This is a genomic window from Atribacteraceae bacterium, from assembly GCA_035477455.1.
Classification (GTDB): Bacteria; Atribacterota; Atribacteria; order Atribacterales; family Atribacteraceae; genus DATIKP01.
This window is the reverse complement of record DATIKP010000063.1, coordinates 1-25,485: the sequence shown is the minus strand read 5'-3', so window position 1 is coordinate 25,485 and position 25,485 is coordinate 1. Positions and strand designations below refer to the sequence as shown.

General features: G+C 52.6%; 25 protein-coding genes and 1 riboswitch. Of the genes, 10 read left to right on the top strand and 15 right to left on the bottom strand.

Translation table 11 applies throughout. From position 1 onward, the window contains the following. The first annotated feature begins 388 nt into the window (after nucleotides 1–388). Together VLH40_03860 and iolO are read left to right on the top strand one after the other, a co-directional pair. Entirely contained in the window at nucleotides 389–1,417 is a 1,029-nt protein-coding gene (locus VLH40_03860; protein ID HSV31143.1) for a LacI family DNA-binding transcriptional regulator, read from the top strand. A gap of 98 nt (nucleotides 1,418–1,515) precedes the next feature. Further along, nucleotides 1,516–2,337, top strand: a complete 822-nt coding sequence (gene iolO, locus VLH40_03855; protein ID HSV31142.1) for a 5-keto-L-gluconate epimerase — start codon at nucleotides 1,516–1,518, stop codon at nucleotides 2,335–2,337. A gap of 45 nt (nucleotides 2,338–2,382) precedes the next feature. On the opposite strand, the gene VLH40_03850 is transcribed toward iolO, so the two are convergent. From VLH40_03850 to pseG, 13 genes are all read right to left on the bottom strand, one after another. After that, complete coding sequence (locus tag VLH40_03850; protein HSV31141.1) at nucleotides 2,383–3,819, bottom strand: alkaline phosphatase; 1,437 nt, start codon at nucleotides 3,817–3,819, stop codon at nucleotides 2,383–2,385. After that, the gene (locus tag VLH40_03845; GenBank protein HSV31140.1) at nucleotides 3,816–4,640 is read right to left on the bottom strand and encodes a response regulator; all 825 of its coding nucleotides are present in this window, start codon (nucleotides 4,638–4,640) and stop codon (nucleotides 3,816–3,818) included. Before VLH40_03845 ends, VLH40_03850 begins: the two co-directional genes overlap by 4 nt. Before the next feature lie 137 nt (nucleotides 4,641–4,777). Further along, nucleotides 4,778–5,254, bottom strand: coding sequence for a hypothetical protein (locus VLH40_03840; protein ID HSV31139.1), 477 nt, complete (start codon nucleotides 5,252–5,254; stop codon nucleotides 4,778–4,780). A 192-nt stretch (nucleotides 5,255–5,446) separates the two neighbouring features. Then, nucleotides 5,447–5,881: a PIN domain-containing protein gene (locus VLH40_03835; protein HSV31138.1), complete on the bottom strand. Its 435-nt coding sequence runs from the start codon at nucleotides 5,879–5,881 to the stop codon at nucleotides 5,447–5,449. Further along, the gene (locus VLH40_03830) at nucleotides 5,871–6,113 is read right to left on the bottom strand and encodes a DUF6364 family protein (protein HSV31137.1); all 243 of its coding nucleotides are present in this window, start codon (nucleotides 6,111–6,113) and stop codon (nucleotides 5,871–5,873) included. The genes VLH40_03835 and VLH40_03830 overlap by 11 nt, the downstream gene beginning before the upstream one ends. A gap of 817 nt (nucleotides 6,114–6,930) precedes the next feature. Next, on the bottom strand, nucleotides 6,931–8,976 hold the full coding sequence (locus VLH40_03825; GenBank protein HSV31136.1) for a 6-hydroxymethylpterin diphosphokinase MptE-like protein: 2,046 nt from the start codon (nucleotides 8,974–8,976) through the stop codon (nucleotides 6,931–6,933). Nucleotides 8,977–8,993: 17 nt separating this feature from the next. Then, nucleotides 8,994–9,275 carry a PIG-L family deacetylase gene (locus VLH40_03820; protein ID HSV31135.1) on the bottom strand — a complete coding sequence of 94 codons (282 nt, stop codon included), beginning with the start codon at nucleotides 9,273–9,275 and terminating at the stop codon, nucleotides 8,994–8,996. Continuing rightward, nucleotides 9,272–9,793 (bottom strand): GNAT family N-acetyltransferase, encoded by a 522-nt coding sequence (locus tag VLH40_03815; GenBank protein HSV31134.1) that lies wholly within the window; start codon nucleotides 9,791–9,793, stop codon nucleotides 9,272–9,274. Before VLH40_03815 ends, VLH40_03820 begins: the two co-directional genes overlap by 4 nt. Nucleotides 9,794–9,853: 60 nt before the next feature. Beyond that, complete coding sequence (gene pseI, locus VLH40_03810) at nucleotides 9,854–10,915, bottom strand: pseudaminic acid synthase (GenBank protein ID HSV31133.1); 1,062 nt, start codon at nucleotides 10,913–10,915, stop codon at nucleotides 9,854–9,856. Nucleotides 10,916–11,041: 126 nt separating this feature from the next. Next, a complete protein-coding gene (locus tag VLH40_03805; GenBank protein HSV31132.1) occupies nucleotides 11,042–11,743 on the bottom strand; it encodes a glycosyltransferase family protein in 702 nt (233 codons plus the stop codon). Next, nucleotides 11,740–12,948 (bottom strand): UDP-4-amino-4,6-dideoxy-N-acetyl-beta-L-altrosamine transaminase, encoded by a 1,209-nt coding sequence (gene pseC / locus VLH40_03800; GenBank protein HSV31131.1) that lies wholly within the window; start codon nucleotides 12,946–12,948, stop codon nucleotides 11,740–11,742. Before pseC ends, VLH40_03805 begins: the two co-directional genes overlap by 4 nt. Nucleotide 12,949: 1 nt before the next feature. After that, nucleotides 12,950–13,921: a UDP-N-acetylglucosamine 4,6-dehydratase (inverting) gene (gene pseB / locus VLH40_03795; GenBank protein ID HSV31130.1), complete on the bottom strand. Its 972-nt coding sequence runs from the start codon at nucleotides 13,919–13,921 to the stop codon at nucleotides 12,950–12,952. A gap of 891 nt (nucleotides 13,922–14,812) precedes the next feature. Next, complete coding sequence (pseG, locus tag VLH40_03790; protein ID HSV31129.1) at nucleotides 14,813–15,982, bottom strand: UDP-2,4-diacetamido-2,4,6-trideoxy-beta-L-altropyranose hydrolase; 1,170 nt, start codon at nucleotides 15,980–15,982, stop codon at nucleotides 14,813–14,815. A gap of 312 nt (nucleotides 15,983–16,294) precedes the next feature. Here pseG and VLH40_03785 point away from each other — a divergent pair, with 312 nt between their 5' ends. The 4 genes from VLH40_03785 to VLH40_03770 all read left to right on the top strand — a co-directional run bounded on the left by VLH40_03785 (nucleotide 16,295) and on the right by VLH40_03770 (nucleotide 18,234). Then, nucleotides 16,295–16,501: a hypothetical protein gene (locus VLH40_03785; protein HSV31128.1), complete on the top strand. Its 207-nt coding sequence runs from the start codon at nucleotides 16,295–16,297 to the stop codon at nucleotides 16,499–16,501. Then, nucleotides 16,498–16,701: a hypothetical protein gene (locus VLH40_03780; GenBank protein ID HSV31127.1), complete on the top strand. Its 204-nt coding sequence runs from the start codon at nucleotides 16,498–16,500 to the stop codon at nucleotides 16,699–16,701. The genes VLH40_03785 and VLH40_03780 overlap by 4 nt, the downstream gene beginning before the upstream one ends. 42 nt (nucleotides 16,702–16,743) lie before the next feature. After that, nucleotides 16,744–16,922, top strand: a riboswitch (cobalamin riboswitch). A 63-nt stretch (nucleotides 16,923–16,985) separates the two neighbouring features. Further along, nucleotides 16,986–17,480 carry an ECF transporter S component gene (locus tag VLH40_03775; GenBank protein ID HSV31126.1) on the top strand — a complete coding sequence of 165 codons (495 nt, stop codon included), beginning with the start codon at nucleotides 16,986–16,988 and terminating at the stop codon, nucleotides 17,478–17,480. Beyond that, nucleotides 17,473–18,234: an AIR synthase related protein gene (locus VLH40_03770; GenBank protein HSV31125.1), complete on the top strand. Its 762-nt coding sequence runs from the start codon at nucleotides 17,473–17,475 to the stop codon at nucleotides 18,232–18,234. Before VLH40_03775 ends, VLH40_03770 begins: the two co-directional genes overlap by 8 nt. On the opposite strand, the gene VLH40_03765 is transcribed toward VLH40_03770, so the two are convergent. Together VLH40_03765 and VLH40_03760 are read right to left on the bottom strand one after the other, a co-directional pair. Further along, nucleotides 18,201–19,202 carry a zinc-dependent alcohol dehydrogenase family protein gene (locus tag VLH40_03765; GenBank protein HSV31124.1) on the bottom strand — a complete coding sequence of 334 codons (1,002 nt, stop codon included), beginning with the start codon at nucleotides 19,200–19,202 and terminating at the stop codon, nucleotides 18,201–18,203. The two genes, VLH40_03770 and VLH40_03765, sit on opposite strands and share 34 nt — an antisense overlap. 11 nt (nucleotides 19,203–19,213) lie before the next feature. Further along, a complete protein-coding gene (locus tag VLH40_03760) occupies nucleotides 19,214–20,152 on the bottom strand; it encodes an NAD-dependent epimerase/dehydratase family protein (GenBank protein ID HSV31123.1) in 939 nt (312 codons plus the stop codon). A 1,010-nt stretch (nucleotides 20,153–21,162) separates the two neighbouring features. Between VLH40_03760 and dnaA the strand changes: the two genes are divergently transcribed. The 4 genes from dnaA (at nucleotide 21,163) to VLH40_03740 (ending at nucleotide 25,445) form a co-directional block, all read left to right on the top strand. Next, on the top strand, nucleotides 21,163–22,518 hold the full coding sequence (dnaA, locus tag VLH40_03755) for a chromosomal replication initiator protein DnaA (GenBank protein ID HSV31122.1): 1,356 nt from the start codon (nucleotides 21,163–21,165) through the stop codon (nucleotides 22,516–22,518). Nucleotides 22,519–22,887: 369 nt separating this feature from the next. Then, a complete protein-coding gene (gene dnaN / locus VLH40_03750; protein ID HSV31121.1) occupies nucleotides 22,888–24,009 on the top strand; it encodes a DNA polymerase III subunit beta in 1,122 nt (373 codons plus the stop codon). A 15-nt stretch (nucleotides 24,010–24,024) separates the two neighbouring features. Continuing rightward, the gene (gene recF, locus VLH40_03745; protein ID HSV31120.1) at nucleotides 24,025–25,116 is read left to right on the top strand and encodes a DNA replication and repair protein RecF; all 1,092 of its coding nucleotides are present in this window, start codon (nucleotides 24,025–24,027) and stop codon (nucleotides 25,114–25,116) included. 32 nt (nucleotides 25,117–25,148) lie between these two features. After that, nucleotides 25,149–25,445: a DUF721 domain-containing protein gene (locus VLH40_03740; GenBank protein HSV31119.1), complete on the top strand. Its 297-nt coding sequence runs from the start codon at nucleotides 25,149–25,151 to the stop codon at nucleotides 25,443–25,445. Nucleotides 25,446–25,485: the final 40 nt, after the last annotated feature.

The window sequence follows — 25,485 nt, the reverse complement described above, 5'->3', positions numbered from 1 at the left end:
AGACCCTATCAGCGGCCTGAGACCGCTCAAAACAAAGAAATATGCATTTGTACACATTGCTGCATTGAGTAAAAATTGATTTTGCTGCAAAAACTCATTTCAGCGAGGCCCCGTTGCCATCAGCAACGCCTCATCTGGCATTTTCTCGCACGCATCAATGACCACGTCCTGTTGCAGTGATTAAAAAGGCCACCCCTGGCATTTTTGCTTCGAAAATGCGGTGATTTCGGCGGCTGATTTAGGCAACTCAGGCCCAGGCTTCCTTTGTTCTTTTGCAGCAAAACTACTTATTGCAGTAGAATCAAAATTTAATATATAATGGTAGCGGTTCCATAGAACATGGACAACTCGTTAATTTCTTGTTGAACAGGGAGAGTGAAGCACTCTGGTGAAGAAAAATTTGACCATCCAGGACATCGCTCAGGAAGCCGGCGTTTCGAAAAGCACCGTTTCCCGGATTTTAAATAATTCCAGCAACGTATCTCCTCAGACCAGGGAGCGGGTGTCGGCAATCATCCTGAAAAGAAGATACCGGCCGAATTTTTTTGCCCGGGGGCTGAGTGGTCTGAAAGCCGGTGTCATTGGCGTGGTGGTGACCGATATCACCAATCCCTTTTACGCCCTACTGGTTAAGGGAATTGAAGACGTCTGCCGGAATTATCGCTACAGCGTTTTCTTATGTAATACCGACGGGCGGGAGGAAGAGGAAAGAGCTCAGTTAGAGTCGCTCACCCAAAGGGGTGTCGATGGAGTCATCCTGGCTTCAACCATGCTCGACGACCAAAGTATGCGGGATTTCCAGGAAAAAGGGTTGCAGTTGGTGCTGCTCGCCCGCCTCCCCCAGGACCCTCGACCCTACGAATATGTGGTCACCGATAATGTGATGGGAGGCCACTTGGCCACCAAACACCTTTTATCCCTCGGTCATCGGCGGATCGCCTTTCTGTCCGGCCCTTGGTTGGCCTCGCCAAGCCACGACCGCTTCGCGGGCTACCGGCGCGCCCTTGAAGAAGCGCTCATCGCTGTCGATGAGCGATGGGTCCTGCGGGGCGATTTCAAAATGGAAAGCGGCTCCCGGGCCGTCCAGCTGTTTCTCCAGCTACCTCCTCCCCGGCCTACCGCCCTGTTTGCGGCCAACGATGCGATGGCGATGGGCGTTCTCGAGTCCCTGGCCGAACTGGGAGTCAAGGTGCCTGAAGAGCTGTCAGTCATAGGTTTCGACGACACCCCCTTGGGAGGACTGCACTGTGTCCAGCTGACCACCATTTCTCAATCTATTGCCGAACAGGGCGCCCTCAGTGCTCGAATGCTCGTCGAGCGCATCACCCAATCCAAAAAAAGCGAACCCAGACATGTCGTGTTGCCACCCAAGCTCATCATTCGTAAAACCACTGCCCGACCAAGGCCGGGGAGATAGCGGGGAGACGGCGGGATTTAGTGAAATAACGAGCCTGGAAAGGGCCGAGAATAGGCTGAGGACATGTTGAGGAACTTTTTTCCGGGAGGCGATAAACGGTGAAAACCAGTATGGCAGTGTCAGTCCAAAAAACCTCTTTTCAGGCGGTGGTCTTCGAGGAAGCGATCCTTCCGCTCTTGACACTACTGCGAGACTTGCGTTTCGACGGCGCTGAACTGGCAATCCGCAATCCGTTAGAGGTGGATGTCCCCCGTCTCCAAGAAAGACTCGCCTCGCTTTCTCTTCCGGTCCCGGCCCTGGGGACCGGGCAGGCTTATCTCGAAGAAGGTCTGAGCCTCAGTTCTCTGGATGATTCGGTGACCCACCGGGCGATGGAACGGATCCTAACTCATATTCGACTGGCCGCTAACCTGGGAAGCCTGGTGATCATCGGTCTGATCAGGGGAAGGCTTCCCGACGAAACCGGACAACGGGACAGGGCATTTGCGGCCTTCCAGGAAAATTTGCGCGAATTATGTTCCATTGCCGGGAAATTGAACGTCTCGCTGGTGCTCGAGCCTCTGAACCGTTACGAAACCAATTTTTTGAACACCCTGGAGGAAGCCGCTATCTGCATCGAAGCATTGGGGGTCAACAACCTGGGAATCCTGGCCGACACCTTTCACATGAATATCGAGGAGGTTAATATGGCTGCAAGCCTCGAACGGCATGGCTGCCTGGTCTCCCATGTCCATATCGCCGATTCGAACCGCCGGGCACCCGGGATGGGCCACCTGGATTTCCGGCCCGTCTACGACGTTCTTGGCAACCTCGGGTATAACGGCTATTATTCCGCTGAAATCGTCCCCCATCCCACGTTTCACGAGGCGGCCCGGCAAGCCCGGAATTTTTTTACTACACTGACTGGATATGATTCATGATGTTGAGAGACGGAACAAAATAAGGGCCGGACGGGGAGAAAGTTTTTAAAAACGATCCGTCGACCATCCGGCCGCCTCCAGAATTTTCCAGAAAATATCGGTGTTGTCCATCTTCCCGTAAAACAAGTCCTGTCCCGCGCCCCAAGCAAAAACCGGAACGGGATCGGGGCTGTGACCGAAATGGGACCAGCCCACTCCGGCCCGTCGACTGAGAATGCGGTTCAGGGTAATCATCACCGGGTGATAACCCCCGAATCTCCGGCGAATGATGTCCTGATCACCGCTGACAAAAATGCTCCAAGCCTCTTGCAGTAAAGCGATCTCATCCGGAGCGAGGGGGGGCGAGGCACTGCCGGGAGGAATCGTCCCAGGAGGCGCCCACAGACCGTAACATTCCCGGGCTAGAGCCAGAATTTCAGGAAAGCTCTCCTTCCGAACGGCGATCGACCGGAGGCGCTCCTGAACCGTTTCATAGGAACACTTCTGCTGAGCGAGGACGTGAATTTTGTCGTTTTCACCCTCGCAAAACGACATGCCCCCGGTTTCGTGGTCTCCGGTAACGACGATCAAGGTTTCCTCGGGTCGTTCAAGCAAAAATGACACTGCCGCTGCCACTGCCTCGTCAAAAGCGATCGTCTCCCAAACGGCGCTCGCGGCGTCGTTGGTGTGACAGGCCCAGTCGATCTTGCCCCCCTCAACCATCAGGAAAAACCCCAGAGGATGGTCAAGGAGGTCGATTGCCCGAGCGGTTATCTCACCAAGCGACAGATCTTCCTTCTCTCGTTCTATTTCAAATGGAAAGGGCAAAAGAGCCAGGACGGGCAGCTTTTTCTGGTTTAAGACAGCGAGTGCCTCCCGGCTGGTTACCAGAGTGAAGCCTCTCTGCCGGGCGAGATCGAGCAGGTCTTCCCGATCCCGCTGGGGACCCCGTCGCGAGCTCAAGCCCCAGCCGGCAAAAAAATCAAACCCGCTGTCAATGAGGTCAAGGCCGATTTCATAGCGATCCAACCGGGAGGGCTGATGGGCATAAAAAGCCGCCGGGGTGGCGTCGTTGAGGGCAACAGAGGTCACGATGCCGACGCCCAGGCCAGCGTCTCGAGCTCGTTCGGCCAGCGTGGGGAGGGCGCGCCCCGTCGGGTCGAGAGATATGACGCCGAAGGAGGCCTTGTGCCCTGTCGCGAAGGCGGTCCCTGCCGCCGCTGAATCGGTCAGGGGTGACCCGAGAGAGTGGGTGGTCACTTCGCCTTGTACGGGAAACTGAAGTATCGTGAGCCCTGCACTTTCCACCGACCGGCGGAAGCTCTCGGCGACTTGTACCTGAGAAAAACCCATCCCGTCACCAATAAAAAAGAACAGGAAGCGCGCCGGCAGTCCAAAAGAGGGTGACGAGACCAACAGGAACGTCAGAACGACAATCGCCGACCAGAACAACATTCCCACCAGTCGGTGCCGCAGGGGCGCAGAGTACCGGAAAGGACTCATTGCTTCACCGAACAGCGGCGATCATACCACCAAGTTTTTTCGCGGATGGCAATGGTAAAGTCGCGAGGATAGAGAAAGGAGGTAGCCGCCTGGTAACCGAGCCCTTTCTCGGTAAGAAGGCGAAGAACTTTGTCCTTGACTACGGCTTCCCCGGATTCGTTGGTCAGTGGAAATAAGAACACCGCCCCTCCCGGCAGTAAAAACTGATGATCGATCCTGCGGAAAAACCGGGCCAGATCGTGGCGTAAGGCGACATAGTTTGTCAATTCCCGCTCATCCATCGTAAGGGCCAGGATTACAAAACTTCCCCGGATACGTTGAGACCGCTCCACTTCCTCGTCAAAAAACCGGCACAATTTTCCATTCTCGAAGACCGGGGAAGGCTCTTGCTTATTTAAAACTGCCTTGATGCGCTCCACTAGCCCCTTTTCATCAAAGGGTTTAAGAACATAATCGCTGACCCCCAGTTCGACGCTTTTGATGATCCGACCCTTCCGGTTGTCGCGACTGAGCACTACCACCGGAAGGGCCGGAAATTGCCGGGACAGAACTCGCAATACAGCCAAGCCGTCTATCGGTCCGAGATCGAGATCTAAAATAACCAGGGACATTGAGTCAAGGCGGATGAACCGAGACAGTCCTTGGTCAAAGAGGAGGGAGGCGTCTCCGACTTCAAACACGACAAAGTGGGCTTCCTTGAGTATCTGGCGAAGCCGGTTCCGCATAAAGGCGGAACTGTTGATAACGAGGACGGTCAGGGAAGGCCCCTCCTTTGTGCTTGTTTTCAGGTTACCAGTCTCCCCCTTCGGATCTCTGGACATTGGTTCGCTTTCCCTCCTTATCAGCAAATTCCAAAGATCACCGCCTCCATCTCGACAATCCGCAAACCGATCCATCCCGAGAGACACCAATGTTCACCCTGACTGAACAGCAAGCGCTTATTAGGACACCGGGTTGACTATGCGAGGCGCCACCACCCGTCGATCAATCGGGCGGTTCCATTAAAGTCAACGTAACGCAATTCCCCGCAGAAACCCGGGCACTGCCCACAGGATCCGCTCCAAAAAAATTCGGGCGGCTCCTCTTCCTCTTTCCAGTCACAATAGGAAACCACAAAAGAATGAATGAAAGCCGTGTCGCCCTCCAAGTCGATAGCGAAATGGACGATTCTAACCGTGGTTTCATCGTATCGTTCGACATCCCAGGAGCGAAAGGCCTGGAACTCACGGTAGATCGTAGCGAAGTTTCTGTCGGTTTCCCCGCCCGGAACTAAGTGGGCGCGGGCTCCGTGATAATCCAGACGTAACAGGGAATGATAATAAGAAACCAGCATGTTCCTGACCCGGTAGACGTCGGGAGGGAGCACCGTCCCGCCGCACCCGCTAAGAAAAACAAGGACGACCAAGAGAACGGGGATGAGCATCTTCCTTTTCACTCGAAACCTCCCTCTTGTAAATTGTCCACGGTATATGACGAATGTCTTTCCCCTTCCACCAGACACCGCTATGGAGGACAGACGGTACCTCCATTATGTATCGTCAACCAGCACAGGTGAAAGGGAAACGTACGTATTTCGGAGCAAACCGGACCCCTGGACAGCCTACACCTGAGTTCACAATTTGCTGAGTTAACCGGTTATGAATGGATTGACGGCCATAATGCCTTCATATGATTGATTTGGATTGAGATCTTCCGTCCAAATATTCTTGCAGCCCATTTCCTTAGCGCTGCAAATAATCATGGCGTCCCAGAATGATATTCTATTGCGCTGCTGAATATAAATGGCTTCTATCACGCTTCTGAGCTCCGGTTTATGAAGGCGCCATTGGCCGAAGTCATCAACAATGCGCGTTGTTTCCAGAGGCGTTAATGGATGGGGAATTTTCTGCGCCAGGTTAACATAAAGCTCCTGCAATACCTGGATACTCAAGCATCCTCTACCCGAATCCCATAGTTCTGAAACCAAGGCCAGGGCACGCTGGTGTTTTTCGGCACTACTTACATCATACGCATAAATAAGAATGTTAGTATCCACAAACTGAAGTCCAGTATCATCGGGCATGTAAATCTTCTCTTTTCCAGGCTATTTTTCCTCTTACCCCCAGGTTGAAACCACTTTTCATCGCAGCAAGCTGCCTGGCTTTTGCTTTGTTATAGACGTCATCCTTTTCAACAATATCTTCCAGGGTTTCTGCCAGGAGGCGAGACAGGGATGTTTGCCTGTTAACAGCAATGTGTTTTGCTTTTTTTAAAATATCTTTGGGTACCGATATGGTAACATTTTGTTTTTCCATTTCTCTTTACCTCCACTTAAATATGTGTAGCACAATTTTCGTGATAACGCAAGTTGGAGAAGGTGTTTGGGTCAAGACTCTTTTAAACACACTATTATTGTTCAAAATGGCTAAAAGATAACTATCAAAAATTGATTTTGCTGCAAAAACTCATTTCAGCGAGGCCCCGTTGCCATCAGCCCCGCCTCATCTGGCATTTTCTCGCACGCATCTCAGACCACGTCTGGTTGCAGTGCTGCTGAAAAGGCCGTCCTTGGTCTTTTTGCTTCGAAAATGCGGTGATTTCGGCAGCTGATTTAGGCAACTCAGACCCGGGCTTCCTTCGTTCTTTTGCAGCAGAATTACTTATTGCAGTAGAATCAGGATTCATTCGGAAATCACCATAGGCAGGTTGGCTTCATAGCCTGGAATCGTCGCCGGTCGCACTGTCTCACCGACAAAAAGAACTCTGGCCGGTGCTAATGACCGTCCTCGCCCAATCGGTAAAAATACAAACGGGGTTCTTCAAGCGGCTCTTCCATAAGCGATCCCTCAGAGTTTCTGGCTAATCAAAGCTCAGCCTTGAGACGAGACCGCCTCCAGCAACCGCCGCTGTGTTATAACTTCATCAAAAAAATTATAAACGAGCTAACTTTCAATAACCCATAATATGTCTTTCCCACCACGTGCCAACCTGAGAAAAATGATTGAGAAGGGCATGTCAGGAGGTTTACCGTTGACAAGCATCTTGTCCGTGAGGAAACGCTATGCCAGAACCATCAACGGTCGAACTGCTCATTGAATCCCTGGCCCGCTCCCTCGATGATTCTGGGGTTCCCTATATGTTGATTGGGGGGGGCAGGCTGTCCTGATATTTATTCTGTCTCCCCTCTTGCTTCTCACCTCTCACGTCCTCTTCTAGCTTCTCCTTCCCCTGCACCAAAACATCCATGCAAATCTTCACCAGCTCACCAATGACTGAATACCATTGCTCGTGTTGGAGCAGGATTTCAGCGGTGGCTTGGTCCCGGTGGTCATGCTTTTCCGGGATGGCGATCATTTCCATCTCGAACTTGATACTGAAAGACTGGAGGACATGCATCAGATAGAGTTGATAGGTGTGTCTGTATTTTTGGGCGAAGCTCAGTTTGGGTTCCAGGATTTCCCGCTGGATTTGCGCGAGTTGAGACCGTAGCTCCGGAGGTCGTTCCGGTTCCTGCAGGCAGGCGTGAAGGATATCCTGGTGTTTCCTGACCGATTCCAGTCCCTTCTTACACTCCTTGATGATGGCAGTGAGGTCTTCAACGGTCTTTTCGCTCAATTCCAGCACTTGCCGCAGGTCCCGCTCAGCATCTTCAACGGTGAAGGCGGATAGCTCTTTCCTGATGATAGCCAAAGGATGAAACTCCTCCCGGATGTAGCGCTCGATCGTTTCTTGGAAGCTCATCACCGTGGTTCCCTGAATAAAAGCCCCGCCTTCGGTGGCGTTGATACAGGCGCCGGAATATCCAGCAAGGTCGAGTTCGTAGCCTTTGAGGAAGGAGTACCAGGTTTCGGTCGTTGTAATCGGTTGGCCATCGTTGCCCGGTACTTCCAGGATTTTTTGAGCTAAGGGCGCGTCCTGTTTTTCCCCCAGAACCGCACCTGAGGCATGAGTCGTTCCCTCCCGGCTGAAGGCCAGATCCTGCCCAATAAGGATGATCGGATCGCATCCCAGGGCCTCGGCCACCTTGAAGGCCATATTTCCGGCGGAAAGCTTGATATCGAGTATTCCCCGCTCTATCCCCAACCACCTGAAGTGGTCGAAATTCCGGTAGACGATACAGCGAGGACCTGGATAAGCTTCGTAAAGCTCCGGGACGACTACCGGACAAGCGGCGAGATATGTGTCCAGCGTCTCTTCCGGCGTGAAGCCCTTAAGAAGCTCAGCAGTCAGGGGAACGCGTTCCAGGGAGGTCACCAGGTGGGGCTTGACCCCCATATCCAGGAGAATTTTCAAAGAAGCATCCGCGGCGATGATGAGAGCTTTTTTTTCTAATCCCTTCAACAGATGCTTATTTTTGTTGAGAGAGGGGCCCGTTGCAACCACCACTGCCGGCTTTCCACAAAATTTATCAAAGAGTAAGTTCACCCCGGGATTTCCCGCTATTTCCCCCAGATTAGCCAGCATATGCCGCACTCCCACCAAGGAATCCTCCGGTGAATCTCCAAAGTTAAGGATCTGGTGGACAGCGCTCTCCCGGAGTATCTTTAAAGCGTTGAGATAGTACTCCTTGTTCAAAATCAAGGCCGAAGTATGATAGACGGGCTTCATGGCCTTGAGAAACATGAAGCGTGACTGCTCGGCTAAATACTGCCTTAACAACGGATAGAGCCTCTTCTCCTCTTCCCCGACGATAAATTTCACCTGGGGGATCTCAAGCAGAGGGATTAAATTCAACGTTTTCAGGGCCGCACGAAAGATCTCCGGCTCTTTCTCGATAATCAGGAAAAAGGTGGTTTGCTGTTCTTTGGACATGTGCCGGGCATAATAAAGCGCCTCGTACCCCAGCCCAAAGCCCAGAAAGACGGCCAGCCGGGTATTGCGTAACTTCAGGGATTCCAACTGATCCTTCACGTCCCGCATGGGGTCGGCCGGATTGTAGTAGGTAAAGTTACCACTACTCAATTGGAGGGTAGGCAGGGCATTCAAGCCGTTCCGAACCACCCGGAACCGTCCGTTGTCGGGGGTATTCTGAATGCGCTTGGCCAGCGAAGGGTCCGTGGCCGCCAGGGTATCCAGGTTTTTTTGAAATATATTCAATCCTCCCGGTGTTTTGGCGTTCGCTGGCTTGGTCTGTTTGGCCGATTGCCGGAAATACAGGTTTTTCCTTCCTTTCTTCACCGGGCACCACTCCCTCTTTACTTCACTCGATTAACAGATTCTAACCGGTCATCGGGAAGGCCCGGGAAGTTCGGTGACTCAACTCCTAATATCTCCGAGGCTTTCCGGGCACAACCAGTGAGGCGATCCAGACTATCCTGAGCAGTCACCACTTGGCGGTGTGGTATCCGACTGGTCACCCCTTCGGCAACGCTGAACATATGCGCTTTCCAACCAGAGCTTACTATCCAAGCAATCATCCCCCCCCATCCCAGAGCTTCGTCGTTTGGACCAGCGGCAACAACAAAGGCAATGCTCATGCCTTCCTCGCCAGCCAATCATCTTTGAACGTCGCCATCCGGAGCACGTCTCGCCATTTCCCATTTTTATAATATTCTTTTAATAAGCGACCTTCTTCCTGAAAGCCAAGCTTTTTATATAAAGCGATAGCCGTCTGATTGTCGGCAAATACTTTTAAGTATATTTTTTGAAGAGGCAAATTTTGGAAAACATAGTCAAACAACAGGCAGCTGGCTTGATAGGCTAAACCCTTGCTCTGGTATTCTGGCAAAAGGACAATGCCGTACTCGGCCCGCATATGACGGTATGAAATATAATTAAGACAGATCCGGCCCGCCCTCGTTCCTTGGTATTCGATTATCAAATCAATCGTTTCGTCGCTATTGACGTTCCTTAGCCATCGCTCATGTACAAAATCATACAGCGGGGGATCAGAAAAGAGCTCTCGATATATTGTGGGATTATTGCGAATATGGATTACAAATTGCTGGTCATTAAAACTGACCGGTCTCAGAATTAAAATATCATTCTGTATCATATTAGTATACTCCCACGTATTTATTACCAAGCTGCAAAGGCCGATTCTTCGTGTTGTCTCTTATTTTTCATCAAATAAAAGTTCCCAAGTCAGGGCCGTTCCTTTTTTGACGTCCCTGCATACCCTTTTCCCAATCAATATGTCATAAAATCTTGGCGCCAGGCCATAGCCTGGGCGAATTATCTTTAAATTATTTACATTAAGAATATCTCCCCTTTTTAAATCTTGCACAATATAGAGGGATCGCCGGAAAGCTTTTGATTTACCTTCCCAAGGGGTAGATCCATATTTGACAGTACCCAGGGCTTCCCAAGCGCTTATACATTCACAAACCAGCCTGGCCATTTCATCTGGTTCCAATGAGAATGTCGCGTCTAACCCCCCATCGTTTCTGGAAAGGGTAAAATGTTTCTCGATGATAGCCGCCCCCATCGCCACGCCTGCCACTGCTACGCCTATACCGAGAGTGTGATCAGATAGGCCTACCAAACAACCAAAGGCGTCAGACATGTGAGGAATTGTTCGCAAATTTGCGTCTCTCGCACTTGCCGGATAACTACTTGTACACTTAAGGAGTACAATTTCTTTGCAACCACTCTTTTTTGCTGTGGTTACTGCTTCGTCGATTTCAGCACAACTTGCCATTCCTGTAGAAATAATCATCGGTTTACCTGTTTGGGCAACTCTTCGAATCAATGGAAGATCTATGATTTCGAAAGAACCAATTTTATAAAAAGGAACATTCAAAGATTCTAAAAAATCTACTACCGAAGAATCCAAGGGCGTGCTGAAACAAATCAACCCCAGATCTCGACACTTCTGCATTATTGGTTTGTGCCATTCCCATGGGGTATGAGCTTCCTTATAGAGATCGAAAAGTTTTCTGTTGACCCATGGGCTGTTTGGATCCCGAACAACAAAGCCGGCCTTGTCTGTGTCTATTGTTACGGTTTCTTCCGGATAGGTCTGGATTTTTACAGCATCAACTCCAGCTCGGTTGGCCTCTTCAACTATTCGCAGAGCTCTTTCGAGAGACTGATTATGATTCGCAGACATTTCCGCAACAATAAATGGCGGCATTTTTTGACCGATTTTTCTTTCAGCAAGTTGCAGACTATTCAAAAGATATCACTCCAAGATTTAGTAAAATATCTTTACTAATTTTAGACGATAATCCGTTGGGGAGACATATTGCTCGCTATAATGTACGTGGTTAATCCTTCTCACACATTCCGTTGTACATGAGAATTAATGAGGCGCCATGGGGATTTTTTCTAGAGTTCTTACGATGTCTCTTATGGAAAAAAAGGGGCTGATTGTATATAACATATCTATTACTCTTTGCACCAACTCGAAATCCTCAATGGTATCAACCGTCCAGCGATGACTGCTAAGATCTTCGTGATGTCTGACGTTCCCCAAACAGAAGCGTTGTGGCTGACTGTTAATAAATGGCGTAACGTGTTCCCGTTGATAGGGAGCCTCTGCCTTATGATGGGCTTTTTCCAATGCCTGGAAAGAAAAAACTTCCGTATCCATTCCCCGGGGATATGTCCGCTCCAGAATGTTGGCCACATAATCATAGGAAGGAAAGTGGTCGCGGTAGAAACGGATCACGTCGTCCACAACTGTCGGGTCGACAAGTGGGCAATCCGCGGTTATCCGGACTACCGTGTCGGCTGCCTGTTCGAGGGCCGCATGATAATAGCGTGACAATACATCGTCTTCTGAGCCCCTGAAGTAAGATATTCCAAGCCTCCTACAAAGGTCTACTATCGGCTGATCAGTGTCGTTTACGGTGGTGGCGATAACCAGTGCGTCGACCAACTGGACCCTGCTCAAACGCTCGATTTGATACTCCAGGAGCGGTTTTCCCCTCACTTCCATCAATACTTTCCCGGGAAGACGGGTCGAAGTCATCCGGGCCTGGACAATGATAACGGTTTTCACCCCAGTGCCTCCCCCAGCCTCTCCACCACAAATCCCTGCTCCTCTTCGGTCAAGTCCGGATAAACGGGAAGACTCAGGGCCTCCGCGTAGAACTTTTCTGCGACGGGAAAGCTCCCCCAGCCAAAGCCTAAGCGCTGGTAATAGGGTTGAGTGTGGACGGGGATGTAGTGGACGTTGACGTTGATCCCGGCATTTTGAAGACTTGCGAACACGGCCTGGCGGGTTTTACCAATCGCGCCAAGACACAGTCGGATGACATAAAGATGCCAGGCCGAACGGGTATCCGGGTGTTTGAAGGGCAGAAAAAGCGGGAAGTCCCGCAAATCCTCAGTGTAGCGGCGGGCGATCGAGCGGCGACGGGCCAGGAACGTGTCGAGCCGTTCCGTCTGGCTCAAGCCCAGGGCGGCCTGGAGATCGGTCATCCGGTAGTTGTAGCCCAAGTCTATCTGTTCATAGTACCAGGGGCCATGGGGGACTTGTTCCATGTCGACGGCCTCCCGGGTGATACCGTGGCTGCGGAGTCGCCGGAGCGTGCGCTCGGTGGTCTCACTATTGGTCAGCACCATGCCGCCTTCCCCAGAGGTGATGATCTTCACCGGGTGAAAGCTCAGGACCGAGACATCGGAATAACGGCAAGAACCGACCTTCGTATCCAAATATTCTCCTCCCAGGGCGTGCGAGGCGTCCTCGATGATGGAAAAGCCGTAGCGTTGGGACAAAGAATGGATTTCCCTCGTCAGGCAAGACTGACCGGCATAGTGGACGGGGATGACGATCTTGGGGAGAGTACCGGTTTTTTCCGCCTTCCGGAGTTTCTCCGACAGGAAATTGATGCTCATATTGCCGGTGCGGTAGTCGATATCCACAAAATCAACGCCTGCCCCACACATCCGGGCACAATTGGCCGAGGCCACAAAAGTGAGAGGGGAGGTCCAGAGAAAATCCCCCGGACTAAGCCCCAAGGCGAGACAAGCCAGATGAAGGGCGGAGGTCCCGCTGTTGACCGCCACGGCGTACCTTGCCCCACAATAGTCGGCTACCTTCTGCTCAAAAGCGGGGACCACCGGTCCCTGGGTCAGCCAATCGGAGCGAAGGCTTTCGACCACCGCTTGAACATCGCCTTCTGCGATGCTCTGGCGGGCATAGGGAATAGGCTTCATCGCGATTTCCGCATTTGACTCTTCCGCTCGCCTCGATCGGTTCACTTTAGGCCTCCACCATGGCGCTGAGCTGTTCCGGGGTGAGCCAGTTTCCGTTGTTGTCGCTGGAATAGAAAAATCCGTCGGGAAGGGATTTCCCATCTGAATAGTTGTTCTGCGACCACCAGGAGTGGGCAGGGAAAATGACATAACGATCAGCCATTTCCAGGGCCTGGGGGGCCTCATAGCGGGAAAGCAGCGATTCGTGGAGCTTCTCCCCGGGCCGGATCCCGATATATTCCACCTCACACTGAGGGGCGAGCACGCCGGCCAGATCCATGATGTTCATGCTGGGAAGTTTGGGGATAAAGACCTCGCCGCCATGCATCTTTTCGATGGAGGAGACGACGAAGCGCACACCCTGTTCCAGAGTAATCCAGAACCGGGTCATCCGCGGGTCGGTGACGGTGATCTTCCCGTTTTTCCGCTGTGCGAGAAACAGCGGCACCACGCTCCCCCGGCTCCCCACCACATTACCGTAACGAACACAGGCAAAGCGGGTTTTCCTGGGACCACTGTAAGCGTTGGCCTGGACAAAGAGCTTCTCGGCTACCAGCTTGGTCGCTCCATAGAGGTTGACGGGGGCGGTGGCTTTGTCGGTGCTGAGGGCCAACACCTTTTGTGTTCCGCAATCAAGCGCCGCATCGATCACATTTTTGGCCCCGTTGACGTTGGTGTTTACTGCTTCGATGGGATTGTACTCACAGGCCGGGACCTGCTTAAGGGCAGCAGCATGAACCACCACGTCCACCTCCTGGAAAGCCCTGCGCAACCGCCCGAAGTCACGCACATCGCCAATGAAATAACGCACGCTCGGATGGTCGAATCCTCCGATCCGCATCTCGTGCTGCTTCAGCTCGTCCCGGCTGAAAACGATGACTCTCCGGGGATGATATTCGGCAAGCATCGTGCCGACGAACTTCTTCCCGAACGACCCCGTCCCTCCAGTCACCAAAACCGAAAGCTTGTTCCACTCCATGACTTTCACTTCCCGGTTAGCATTGATGAACGCCTGCTATTCTGGGCATAGATGAATAACACTGCCAAAAGAGCTTATCATATCCGGGCCTCCCGTCAAAAGATGCCCTGAGGCAGACTGAGGGCCGATAAGCCTGTGAATACGAAGAAACGATTCGCTCTCGAATCAGTTCCTTTGAAACAGCGATGAATCAGGCACGGAGAACAGTTGTTGTTCACAACATATCCACAGACTCTCCGCATCATCTTTTTTACTTTTACGGCGTTTGTTTTTAAGAGACAATTTGCGCCAAGTAACTTTACGATAGGGCTTTGCCCGATCGCAGGCTATTCTTCGGCGACTATCCTTGTCAAAAAATATTCATTTTCGAACACAGTCTGTGGAGTTTTCCACCGGTACTTTTTGAGAGTTTCCTCTGTTTCCAGCCCGAACTCCGCTCTCCGTCTTTACCGTCTGCCAGCCGGAGAGAACGTACAACACCTTGCCGCTACCCGGCTTCTCGTCTCCCTATGCAGTGGATCAAGCGAGAAAGAACGATAACCATCCTCTCTTATCCACTATTTATCCACAGATTCTCCACGCAGCTCTTTTAGCCGGTTACGGCGGGCATTTCCAGGATGCGGTGGGCTGAGGCGCCTGTTTAGTGAGGCCTTCAATGGTCGCTGGGTATTTTCGTGCGGGCATTGCCCGCTTTTTGCCCCGCCCTGGTCCTGTTCTCCGGGGTTTTCCGCCAACAGTGCAGTGTAGTGTGATGATTATTCCCTTTGGTTTTCGATCCTGTCTTTTAATAACCGTGCCTGGAGACAGGCCGAAGAGGGGGGGATGGAAAAATCGGATTTTGGTTGGTTGTTGCCGGAATCCAAGAGTCGAGGGAAAAGTGAACGTCCTTGCTTATCCACCATTTATCCACAGGCTCTCCACTATCCCTCGCCCCGGGGGTCCAATGCCTTCATCGGAGAGTTGAAGCGCCCGGCCGCCCATTTGCCGAACCTTCGCGGGATGGTCGAGACAGTGCCGCAGTTTTTCGGTAAGATGTGTTTCCGTTAAGCAGCCGAAGTCGCCCAGGTTCTCCACCGCTCCATAGTGCGCACAGCTCAGCGTGGTGTTTCGCTGGTTTTCGGCCAGGATCAAGACCAGGGAGGGAAGCCCCAGGTAGCACCGTTCCCACATCGTTGCCCCGCCGGCCCCCAGGCCGAGGTCAGAGTGGTTCATCAATTCGGCTATGTTTTCAATCTGTCGATGAAAACGGAAACGGGGACTTGATCGGCACAATTCACTGATTTCCCCGCTATGCGGATTGGCCTCTCCCACCACCACCTCCACCGTGATTTCCGGCCGCTCGAGGGCGGCGATGGAGCGGAGAGCCAGTCCGGTGGCGTTCGCCGGGTCATATCCTCCAAAAAAGACGAGAATCTTTTCAATACGACCGGTGCGGTGGAGAGATTGTTTTCGGGCCTGGAGAAACTCATCCCGCAGGAGAGCATAGCGGGGCCCCAGAAAAGTCAGACAGTGCGCCGGGACACGGTTATGGTAGCGGGTGGCCAGACCGGTAAGGTAGTTCTGGTCCAGAAGCACATCGCATTCATGTTCCCGGTCGGCCAGATCGTCGATAACCAGGATTCGTCCGGACACAGGCCTTAGGATCTGCTCCCAGCGTTTCTCGATAGCGTAATGATCGACTACCAGCCAGTCGACCGGGCCATGCTGAGCTACGACATCAAGGGTCTGTCGGGCATCCGTTTCCCAATGGACCCCCAACCAGTGGGAATGGGTCGTCAGCAGTTCGATCGGTTCTCTGCCCGCAGCCGGGGCCGGCAGAAGCGTGACGGGCAGACCCGCTCGCTCTACCAGGGTGGCGAGGTGTCCAGGCAGGTCCCGCATCACGAAGAGAACTCCGGCGCCGCGCTTTCTGATCTGCCGAGCCAGGGTCAAACAACGCATGAGGTGGCCAGAACCGATGATCGGCGAAGCCTCAACCCGGAATACAACAGTCATGGTGGAGAGTTGTCTGATTTCCCGTTTCCGTAGTGATGTCCCGAAAAACACCCCTGAGTATATCATCGGATTCCCGGGAAAGACAGATTGAAATGAGAGGCATGCGACAATATCAGGGTGGATCAAAAAGGCCCGGGGCAATATAATAGGGCAATCAGCCTTTTCACCTGCGGTAATTCCCTGAGTTGGCCCAAAGAGGAACGCCGGGAGATCGCTGAGGGCACACCTTGCGCTATGACTCCGGGGCCGGCGCCACCAGGAAAACGGCGGGGAACTGTTTGCGCGAATCCACGCTTTATTTATAAGGCAAACCCTGCCGGGCCCTGCGATGTTCGCCGGAGGGAGGGAAAAACAAGTGAGCGGGGGGGGAAGGGCAGAATGGGTGATCGAAATCGCTTCGCCGAGTGCTTAGCCCGGGATCTGACCTTGAAGCTGAACTTGTACAAAAAGCACGGGGTACGGGAATGCCGGGACTTGAGGGGGGAAGAGCATGGCGGACCGCAGATTTGCGGAGCTGAAGATAAAGTCAGGGTGGAAATTTTCGAAGATCCTGAAATCAACCTGAAGTCGGTGTTTGTCGAGTGAACAAAAAAGACCCTCCCCGGATCAACTGCTATCAGTGCGCGCATTTTTATATTACCTGGGAAAAACAGCGCCCCCATGGATGTCGGGCCTTGAGATTCAAATCCCGGGTCCTGCCCTCGCTTGAAGTGCTTCGTTCTTCGGGGAGGCGCTGTCTAAGCTTCGTCAAAAAAGAAATGGTCGATCAACAAAACCCATCATGAAGGCTTGATTCTTTTTTAGTCTGAGGGTATTATGGGAAAAATTCAATCTTGCATTTCCGCGGTGCCGTGTGTCACGGAGAATAGGGAAGCCTGGTGAGAATCCGGCACGGACCCGCCGCTGTAGGGGGGAGTTCTTTTCCGGGGCCACTGGGGCAACCCGGGAAGGTGGAAAAGAATGGTGAACCCAAGTCAGAAGACCTGCCGCGGAAACCGCTCGAGGATGAAGGAAAAGTCCTCGGCTCTTAAGAGCCGAGGACTTTTTTTGTTCTAAAAGGAGGTCCACTATGCACAGCTCTTCACCCGGTTCGTCGCTCTCGGTACCCCGTATTACAATTCTTGCGTCCCTGATCGCCCTTTCCGTGGTAGGCTCGTACCTCAAAATCCCCAGCCCCACCGGTACGGTCGCCCTCGATGCCGTTCCCGGTTACCTGGGAGGGCTGTACCTCGGATTTGGCGAAGGAGCGATTATTGCTTTTCTGGGACACATTCTCACCTCGCTTAATGTCGGTTTTCCATTGGGTTTGCCCATTCATCTTCTCATCGGGGCGGAGATGGCCCTCATCGTCGCTGTTTTCCGGCTGGTCTACCTTCGCTGGAGCTATCTTCCGGCGATTGCCATAGCCGTATTTCTCAACGGGGTGATCGCGCCATTGACCATGGTTCCTCTGTTCGGCTGGGGGTTTTTTACTGCGATCATTCTTTCCCTGGTGGTTTCATCCGCAGCCAACGCCATGCTGGCTTGTGCAATCTACCGGCTGCTCCTCAAAAAGAATGGTTGAGCGGGATGGAATATTAATCGAAAGAAGCGGGGGAGACATCCTGGTGGTGGCCTGTGATTCAGCTGGAGGAATAGGCGGATCACCGGGGGACACCATCAAGGCCCCACCCTCCCTGGTCGGCTCTCTCACCGCCCGGGTGGCGCTCGCTGAGGTATTGAGCCTGGGCGCACGACCTTTGGCCTGCTCGGTGACGGCCTGTTTTGCACCCGGACCTGATCTCGAGGAAATGATTCGGGGGGTCCGCCGGGAACTTCATACGATCGCTCTGGATCAACTCCCGATGGTCGTATCCTCGGAGAAAAACATTCCAGTCGGTCAAACCGGTGTGGGAATTACGGTCGTGGGGTCATTCGCGGAATCCGGCCATGCGTTTCGCCGCTCCGAGGGCGGCGAGATACTCTGCGCCTTAGGCAGGCCGTCGGTGGGTGAGGAAGTCCTCAATCGGCAAGACGAGATCGCCGACTTGTTTGATCTTGTTCAGATCCATTCGCTGGATTATACCGGCGAGATAGTTCCGGTGGGTTCCGGGGGGGTGTTTCAGGAGGCGCTGGGGATCGCTCGCCGTTCCCGCTTGAAAATCCGCTTTCAGGAGCGGCCCAGGTATTCCCTTTACCAGTCGGCCGGTCCGGCCACCGTGGTTCTGTTTTCAAGTGCCGAGCCAATTGAACGGCTCCAGGCGCTATTGAGAAAACCCCTGTGGCGGGTAGGGCTGCTGGAAGATTACGAAGGGGGGACCAGAACCGCCGAAGCTTGAATCCGGCTTTCCTTGAGCATGCGCAAGACCCGGTTGGCTTCCTGCAGGGGGAATGATTCCACCTCTACCTGAAAGTGGTGACGCCTGGCCAAGGCAAGGAAGCTACGGACGTCGGACTGCGTGCTATTGGTTACGCTTTGAACGCTGCGTTCCCCATAGAGTAAGGAATAGGGAATCTCGGGGATCGCCGTGGCGTAGATTCCGGCATGAACCACCCTCGCACCAGGGCGACAGAGTTCAAGCGCGCGTTTCACCAGGTTTCCTGCCGGGGCAAAAACAATCGCTCCGTCGAGGAGGCGGGGCGGGGTCTCCTCGCTTCCGCCGGTAAACATCGCTCCCAATTGCCGGGCTACCTGGCGATGAGTAGGGTTTCGAGTAAACACGGCCCCCTCCGCTCCTTCAAGGCGAGCCATTTGGAGCACCAGGTGGGCGGAAGACCCGAAGCCGAACAGCCCAAGAACCCCTCCCGCCGGGACACCGGAGGCTTGATAGGCTCGATAGCCGATTACTCCGCCGCACAAAAGCGGAGCCAGTTCTAGGGGCTGGTACCCATCCGGTAAATCATATACCGCTTCCTGATGAGCACAAAACAACTTGGCAAACCCACCATCGACATCATAGCCGGTAAAACAGGGCGATTCACAGAGATTCTCCCGGCCGCTCAGGCAGTAAGGGCAGCGGCCGCACACCCGGTTGAGCCAGGGAACACCAACCAAGTCGCCGCGACTGACCCTTGCCACGCCGGCTCCGGCGGATCTTACCCAACCTACGACTTGGTGTCCGGGAACCACGGGAAGCCGGTGAGACGGAAGCTCGCCCTCTACAATGTGGAGATCGGTGTGACACACCCCACAAGCAAGGACCTCGATAAGCACTTCCCCCGCTCCGGGGGTCGGGTCTTCCCGCTCTTCGGGGTGAAGCGGCTGTGTTTCGACCGGGGCTGGTACGTGAAGGGTCATGGCCAGCATCGTGAGGCCCCCTAAAAACAGTGCCTGTTATCGTTTTCCAGAAACCACTGCCAGGTCAGGGCAATCCCCTCTGGCAGAGTGGTTGCTGGGGCCCAACGGAGTACGGCCTTCGACCGATGCGCGGATAGAGCGATCCGAGCCGTTTCGCCGGGACGGGAAGAAGCGTGGACAACGCTGACTTGGCGGCTACTGGCCCGGCCAAGCATCTCCACTAAGTCGAGGACGCTTGTTTCCTGTCCGGTCCCGATATTGTAGGTTCCGGGAGGGCCGTAGAGGGCCAGGAGGTTGGCCCGAGCAACGTCTCCTACGAATACGTAGTCCCTGGTTTGCCGGCCGTCCCCGTAAATTGTGCAGGGCCTTCCAAAGAGGATCCGTTTACTGAAGATAGCAACTACTCCCGCCTCTCCCCCTGCTTCTTGACGGGGTCCGTAGACATTCCCGTAACGGAGAATTACCGCTTCCAGCCCCCAGTTCAACCGGTAGCTGTCAAGATAGAGCTCTACGGAACGCTTGGCCACCCCGTAGGGAGAAAGAGGGTGTGCTTCCGCAGTTTCCTCAACCGGAAGAGTAACCGGTTCACCGTACATGGCCCCTCCGGTGGAGGCGAAGATAAACCGCCGGACGCCGTAGTGTCGAGACAGTTCAAGAAGGACCAGGCTTCCCAGGATATTTTGCCGGGCGTCAGTCAAGGGGTCTTCCACCGAACGGCGCAAATTGATGTGTGCAGCGTGGTGGTTAATGATATCCGGTTTTTCCTCTTGAAAGACCGCTTCCATTGCCGCCTGATCGGTGATGTCCGCCTGGTAAAATCGAGCTCCGGGGTGAACATGATCCTGCCGGCCACTCGAGAGGTTGTCGACCACCACGACCCGGCGTCCTTCCCGGAGACAGAGATCAACCACGTGAGATCCGATGAACCCTGCTCCTCCGGTTATCAGTATTGTGGCCATGTGCTTCTATCGCCTCTCCCGGTTAAAGAAGGCCTCCCGGACAGGAACATTGTAGGCGTCCGGCGCAACGAAGTCAAAGCGGACTACAAAGGAATTAACCATCGGCGGAACGGTTCGGCTGGTCAACGGCTTTTTCCCGTCCAACCCCCACCCGTCCGAGTTCCCTCGCCGGCCCCCTCTGTCCATCCCGGTTCCTGGCCCGGCCTAAGGCCAACTTAAGAGAGGCGGCTCCCGGAAGAACTCATCCGCGCAACGGTACGATTTCCGATTTGATTTGTCGTCGTATCTGTGCTCGCCAAAAGAGAGCTTCCTCCCAAGGACCGGGGAGAGATCCTGACTGAAGATCCCGGCAATTTCTTGTGATTTCGCCTTTGTTCAGTGCCCGATTGACCTTCTCCATGAAATTGTCGATCTTAAAAAATTTTTTTCGCTCCCTTTTCAAAACCATAAGGGGGGCAATAGAAAATTTAAAACCTGAAAACAAAACCTTCGCCGGCCACTGACTTCCTTTTTATACCGCACCTTGTCAATGCTGTTCTCAGGAAAGACGACCTGCCCTTTACCGTTCGTCTCCCCTTTTTCCTTTTCTGAAAAAAGACTATAATAGTGATCAAGCGGTAAGGAGCCCGGCTTATCCGGATGTCTTGCTGGAAGCAGTCCGACAGAGATTCCGGCAACTCCGGTCCTCCGACCGACCCGGTCTGTTAAGCGCTCCGGACAGGCAGCCTCTGCGGTTTGGACGGTGCGCCATCTGTCCACAGGTGTTGACAGTTTGTGGATAATTTTGTGATCGGCGGTTTCTCCTGAAACAAAAGCTCCTCCAGACGAGACGGTCGTTGCAGGATTTTTTCGGAGCCGCTCTTTTTTGGAAGACGGTTGTGGATAATTATTTGAGCCCGGGAAGATTTCTATGAACCGGCCAGCCTGAACGAGTGTTTTCCCCTCTTTCCGGTACCCCGGGTCTCTTGTCCGCAAGACATCCGGATAATTGAAAGCACGAGGTGTTTGCCATGAATAAAACGCTCGGCGATTTCCAGGATTTATGGGATAAGTCTCTCGAAATTATTCGAGAAAGAATAACGATTCCCGAATTCAACTCGTGGATCGAATCCACTCAACCTCTTTCAATGTCGGATAATCTCCTGACCGTGTCCGTCCCCACCGAACTGGCCCGGGAAAAACTCCTGACCAAGTATCTGGAAACGATTCGGTATTCGATACAAAAGGCGTCGGAAGGGGCTTTTCCCCATATCGACATATCGGTTGTAGTCATGCCCCATAACGAAACGAGAACCCGCCAAGGGCCGCAGTTCCGAAATCACGACTCTGAAAAAATCCCCTTGAATTTAAAATATTCTTTTTCCACATTTGTCGTCGGTAACAGCAATAAGTTTGCCCATGCCGCTTCGTTCGCAGTTGCCGAAAGCCCGGCTCGATCCTACAACCCGTTGTTCATTTACGGAGGGGTGGGGCTTGGAAAAACACATCTCATGCATGCGATCGGCATACATGTTGCAGGTAAAAACCCGACCGCTAAGATTGAGTATTCCACCTCGGAAAAATTTACCAATGAGTTGATCAATTCCATCCGGGATGATAAAACCGAGGCGTTCCGCCAGAAATACCGCTCAGTCGATGTCTTGCTTATTGACGATATCCAGTTTCTTGCCGGAAAAGAACGTACCCAGGAAGAGTTTTTCCATACGTTCAATTCTCTTCACGACGCATTCAAACAGATTGTTCTTACCAGCGATCGTCCTCCCAAGGAGATTCCCACGCTGGAAGACCGTCTTCGCTCCCGTTTCGAATGGGGCCTTCTGGCGGACATCCAGCCACCGGACCTGGAAACCCGCATTGCCATCCTCAGGAAAAAAGCGGAATTGGAAAATGTAACCGTTCCCGACGATGTCATCACCTTCATCGCCAGTCAGATTTCCTCAAATATTCGGGAATTGGAAGGAGCCCTGGTTCGGATTAAGGCTTTCTGTATCCTGAATCAGATTCCACTGGAGGTTGAAGTCGCCCGAGAGGTTTTGAAAGATATCCTTCCAAAGAAAAAAACCAGAAAAATAGATGTGCTGACCATTCAACGGGTAGTTGCCGACCATTATCATCTCAAAGCGGGGGTCATGAGGGCCAGGAAGAGAACCAGAGAGATTGCTTTCCCCCGGCAGGTGGCCATGTTTTTAACCAGAACCCTGACCAACTTGTCTTTACCAACAATTGGAGAGGAGTTCGGCGGAAGAGACCACACCACCGTACTCCACGCCTATGAAAAGATAAAATCCGATATGGGAAAGAACCCTCAACTTGTCCAGGAAATTGAGGTACTCATCAAGCGGGTCCGTTCCAGCGATGCGGATTGAAGCCGGCTAATATCACCGCTTTCCACATGACACGATTCCTTCCCCAGGTATCCGGCTTAAGCTATTACCAGCCCGTGATTCCCTATACCGAACCTATTGTACCCCGGATTTTATTTCGATCTTTGCCCGGAATTGTTTGGCTGATTTGGGAACGGTAACCCCCTGACTCTTATACACAAATTATAAAGGCCTGTTCCACAGGGAAAGCAAGGCCTGCTAAAGGTTTACCCCGACACCGGAAAGTCGTCGAACAGGAGGAAACCGCGCTTATCCCCAGTTTTTTGTTGCTCTATTACTACGACTCTTTTATATTTTAAAAGGATAGAAGTCGGCTTGTGTATACTGTGGATAATAAAGGAGGAATAGTACTTGAAGGTTGTTTTTAAAGGAAAAGAACTATTCGGGGCTATGGGGAAGGTTATTAGAGGGGTGATGAACCGAGCGGTGCTGCCGGTTCTCTCTGGAATTCTTTTGGAAGGCGAAGGAGAGAAGGCTCGATTGACGGCGACGGATCTGGAGATGGGAATTCATGCCGAATGCGCGGCCCGGTTTGTGGAAGGGGGCCAGGTTGTCCTTCCGGGGAAGATATTTTGGAATATTGTTCGTGGAACGCAAGGAACAGAACTGGAAATGACTACTCTACCTGGTTCGGTACTGGAGATCAAGGCGGGGAAGAGCTATTATCGGCTGTCCGGATACCCGGCGGCCGATTTTCCCGTTTTCCCCCCTTATCCCGAAGACGGAGCTGTTCGAATGGGTGGAATGGCGTTGCGGGAGGCGATTTCCAGGACCTATTTCGCTGTTTCGCGTGATGAGATGCGACCGACTTTGACTGGCCTTCTTTTTGAATTGGAGAACAGGTTTGTAAACTTGGTTGCGACCGATGGTCACCGGTTGAGCGTCGCTAGATTGCCGGCTGAGGGCATAGAGGAAGGCCAGTTTGAGCGGTTTTTAGTTCCGGTGCGAGCTGCTGTCGAGATGATCCGGATGATTCAGGATCAAGAGGCAGAACTGTTTTTTGGACATGGGAGAGTGTTGCTCCGGTGTGGTACGTCGGCTTTGTTTTCCCGCTTGATCGAGGGCGAATTTCCCCAATACCGTGAATTTCTTTCCCAGGAGAGCATCACCCGGATTACAGTATCCCGGGACAGCCTGATTGCCGTTCTGGAAAGGGTGTCGGTAGTTTTTATCGAAGAGTTCGGTGTTGTTCGAATGAAGGTTCTAGAGAAGAGACTTGAATTTGTCGTTCAGTCTCCGGAACTGGGAGAAGCCCGTGATGAATTGGAAGCATCGGTCGAAGGAAAAAGACTGGAAATAGCCTATAATATTCGATATTTCCTGGAAGCGATCAAAGCGGCGCCCTGGGAGATGATCGAGTTGGGGATCACCGGAGAGATTACACCGACCCGGATCGGCGGAAGCGGTGACGAGTATGAGTGTATCTTGATGCCGCTTCGCTCTGAGGAAGACGGGGAGATTAAAGGATCATAGCGGGGAAACGAGCAGATGCATTTTAGTGAAATACGGCTGTTGCAATGGAGGAATTTTCACCGGCTACAGGTTTCCTTATATCCCGGGACAACGATGGTGATTGGGGATAACGCTCAAGGGAAAACAAATTTTCTGGAAGCGTTATACTTTATATCCCGCCGGACTTCTCCCCGCCGGGCGATAGACAGCGATCTGATCCACTGGGGCGAGGAAAAGGCCTATTGTGGAGCGTCCGTGGTCGACGGCCCGGTAACGTTTACCCGTGAACTGATCATTCGGATGGGAAAACGTAAAGAGTGGAAATGGAATGGTTGTGAGGAACCACGCCGGGGGGAAAGAAATACCATTTGGCTGGTCGGATTTTTCCCCCACGATATTGATATCGTGGATGGCCCACCCCAGTTGAGACGCGATTTTCTGGATCAGGCTATCGGTTTTATCTATCCAGCTCACGAAATGTGGGGAGTCCGTTATTCAAAAGCCCTGTTCCGCCGGAACCTACTGCTTAGAGAACGGGCGGACAAGGATCTGATTTTGGTCTATACCGAACAGTTGATTGAAGCCGGAGGAAAGATTATCCGGGGGAGAACACACTATCTGCGAGCCTTGGCTCCCCACTTGGCGGAAGTATATTTTCGATTGGCTGGTGGAAAGGGGAAAGTCGGAGTAGAATATGAGCCGTCGAAGCCGGGAATCGGGGTCGAGGTCGAGCGGGATCTAAGAGAAGCCTATGCCCGATACGAAGGGGAAGAGAGGGAAAAGGGCATGACGCTGGTAGGACCGCACCGTGATGAGCCGATATTTTTCAACGAGGGAAAAGAATTTAAGAGTTTCGCCTCCCAAGGGGAAAAAAAGACGCTGGCCCTAGCCCTGAAACTTGCGGAAATGGCGGTTATGAGAGAAGTAAAAAAACGTGACGTAATCGCTCTTCTCGATGACGTTTTCTCAGAACTGGACCGAAACCGCCGTCAATATCTTCTCCAGGGGCTGCTCACCGGCGGTCAGGTAATTTTTTCTGCTACCGATTTAGATGAAGGCCAAGACTTTTCCGGCGGACGCTTAACCCGTTTTTTCTGTCAGGGAGGAAACTTACTGCTGGATGGCTGAGTACGGGAAAAAATCGGATGCGGAGGGATCTCATGAGTTTTTTTCAGAGAAAACCGGGAACGCTAGCCGAAGCTCTACAGAAGTATTTTCAGGACGCGGGCCTCAGTCAACGTATGGCCACGTTCCAAATTTTGGAACAGTATCCGGTTTTTTTTCCCGAACTGGCCACCTTTTCCCGACCGGCTGATTACCGGGAGGGGGTTCTGTTTCTTGTAGTTACTGATCCCCTATATACACTGGAAATTCAAAAGAGAATTCCGGAAGTAATTCAGATCTATAGATTTAGGGGTCTACCCATCGAACGGGTGAAAATAAGCTGTTCTGATTGAGGAGACAACGGAGTGACTATGAAAGAAAACGAATCGGTGC

Coding starts and splice junctions, on each gene's coding strand:
- VLH40_03850 (HSV31141.1), bottom strand. CDS start 3,819: ATGAGTCCTTTCCGGTACTCTGCGCCCCTGCGGCACCGACTGGTGGGA.
- VLH40_03845 (HSV31140.1), bottom strand. CDS start 4,640: ATGTCCAGAGATCCGAAGGGGGAGACTGGTAACCTGAAAACAAGCACA.
- VLH40_03835 (HSV31138.1), bottom strand. CDS start 5,881: ATGCCCGATGATACTGGACTTCAGTTTGTGGATACTAACATTCTTATT.
- VLH40_03830 (HSV31137.1), bottom strand. CDS start 6,113: ATGGAAAAACAAAATGTTACCATATCGGTACCCAAAGATATTTTAAAA.
- VLH40_03820 (HSV31135.1), bottom strand. CDS start 9,275: ATGAGCATTGCCTTTGTTGTTGCCGCTGGTCCAAACGACGAAGCTCTG.
- VLH40_03815 (HSV31134.1), bottom strand. CDS start 9,793: ATGATACAGAATGATATTTTAATTCTGAGACCGGTCAGTTTTAATGAC.
- pseB (HSV31130.1), bottom strand. CDS start 13,921: ATGGAGTGGAACAAGCTTTCGGTTTTGGTGACTGGAGGGACGGGGTCG.
- pseG (HSV31129.1), bottom strand. CDS start 15,982: ATGATATACTCAGGGGTGTTTTTCGGGACATCACTACGGAAACGGGAA.
- VLH40_03785 (HSV31128.1), top strand. CDS start 16,295: ATGGGTGATCGAAATCGCTTCGCCGAGTGCTTAGCCCGGGATCTGACC.
- VLH40_03775 (HSV31126.1), top strand. CDS start 16,986: ATGCACAGCTCTTCACCCGGTTCGTCGCTCTCGGTACCCCGTATTACA.
- VLH40_03770 (HSV31125.1), top strand. CDS start 17,473: ATGGTTGAGCGGGATGGAATATTAATCGAAAGAAGCGGGGGAGACATC.
- VLH40_03765 (HSV31124.1), bottom strand. CDS start 19,202: ATGCTGGCCATGACCCTTCACGTACCAGCCCCGGTCGAAACACAGCCG.
- VLH40_03760 (HSV31123.1), bottom strand. CDS start 20,152: ATGGCCACAATACTGATAACCGGAGGAGCAGGGTTCATCGGATCTCAC.
- dnaA (HSV31122.1), top strand. CDS start 21,163: ATGAATAAAACGCTCGGCGATTTCCAGGATTTATGGGATAAGTCTCTC.
- recF (HSV31120.1), top strand. CDS start 24,025: ATGCATTTTAGTGAAATACGGCTGTTGCAATGGAGGAATTTTCACCGG.
- VLH40_03740 (HSV31119.1), top strand. CDS start 25,149: ATGAGTTTTTTTCAGAGAAAACCGGGAACGCTAGCCGAAGCTCTACAG.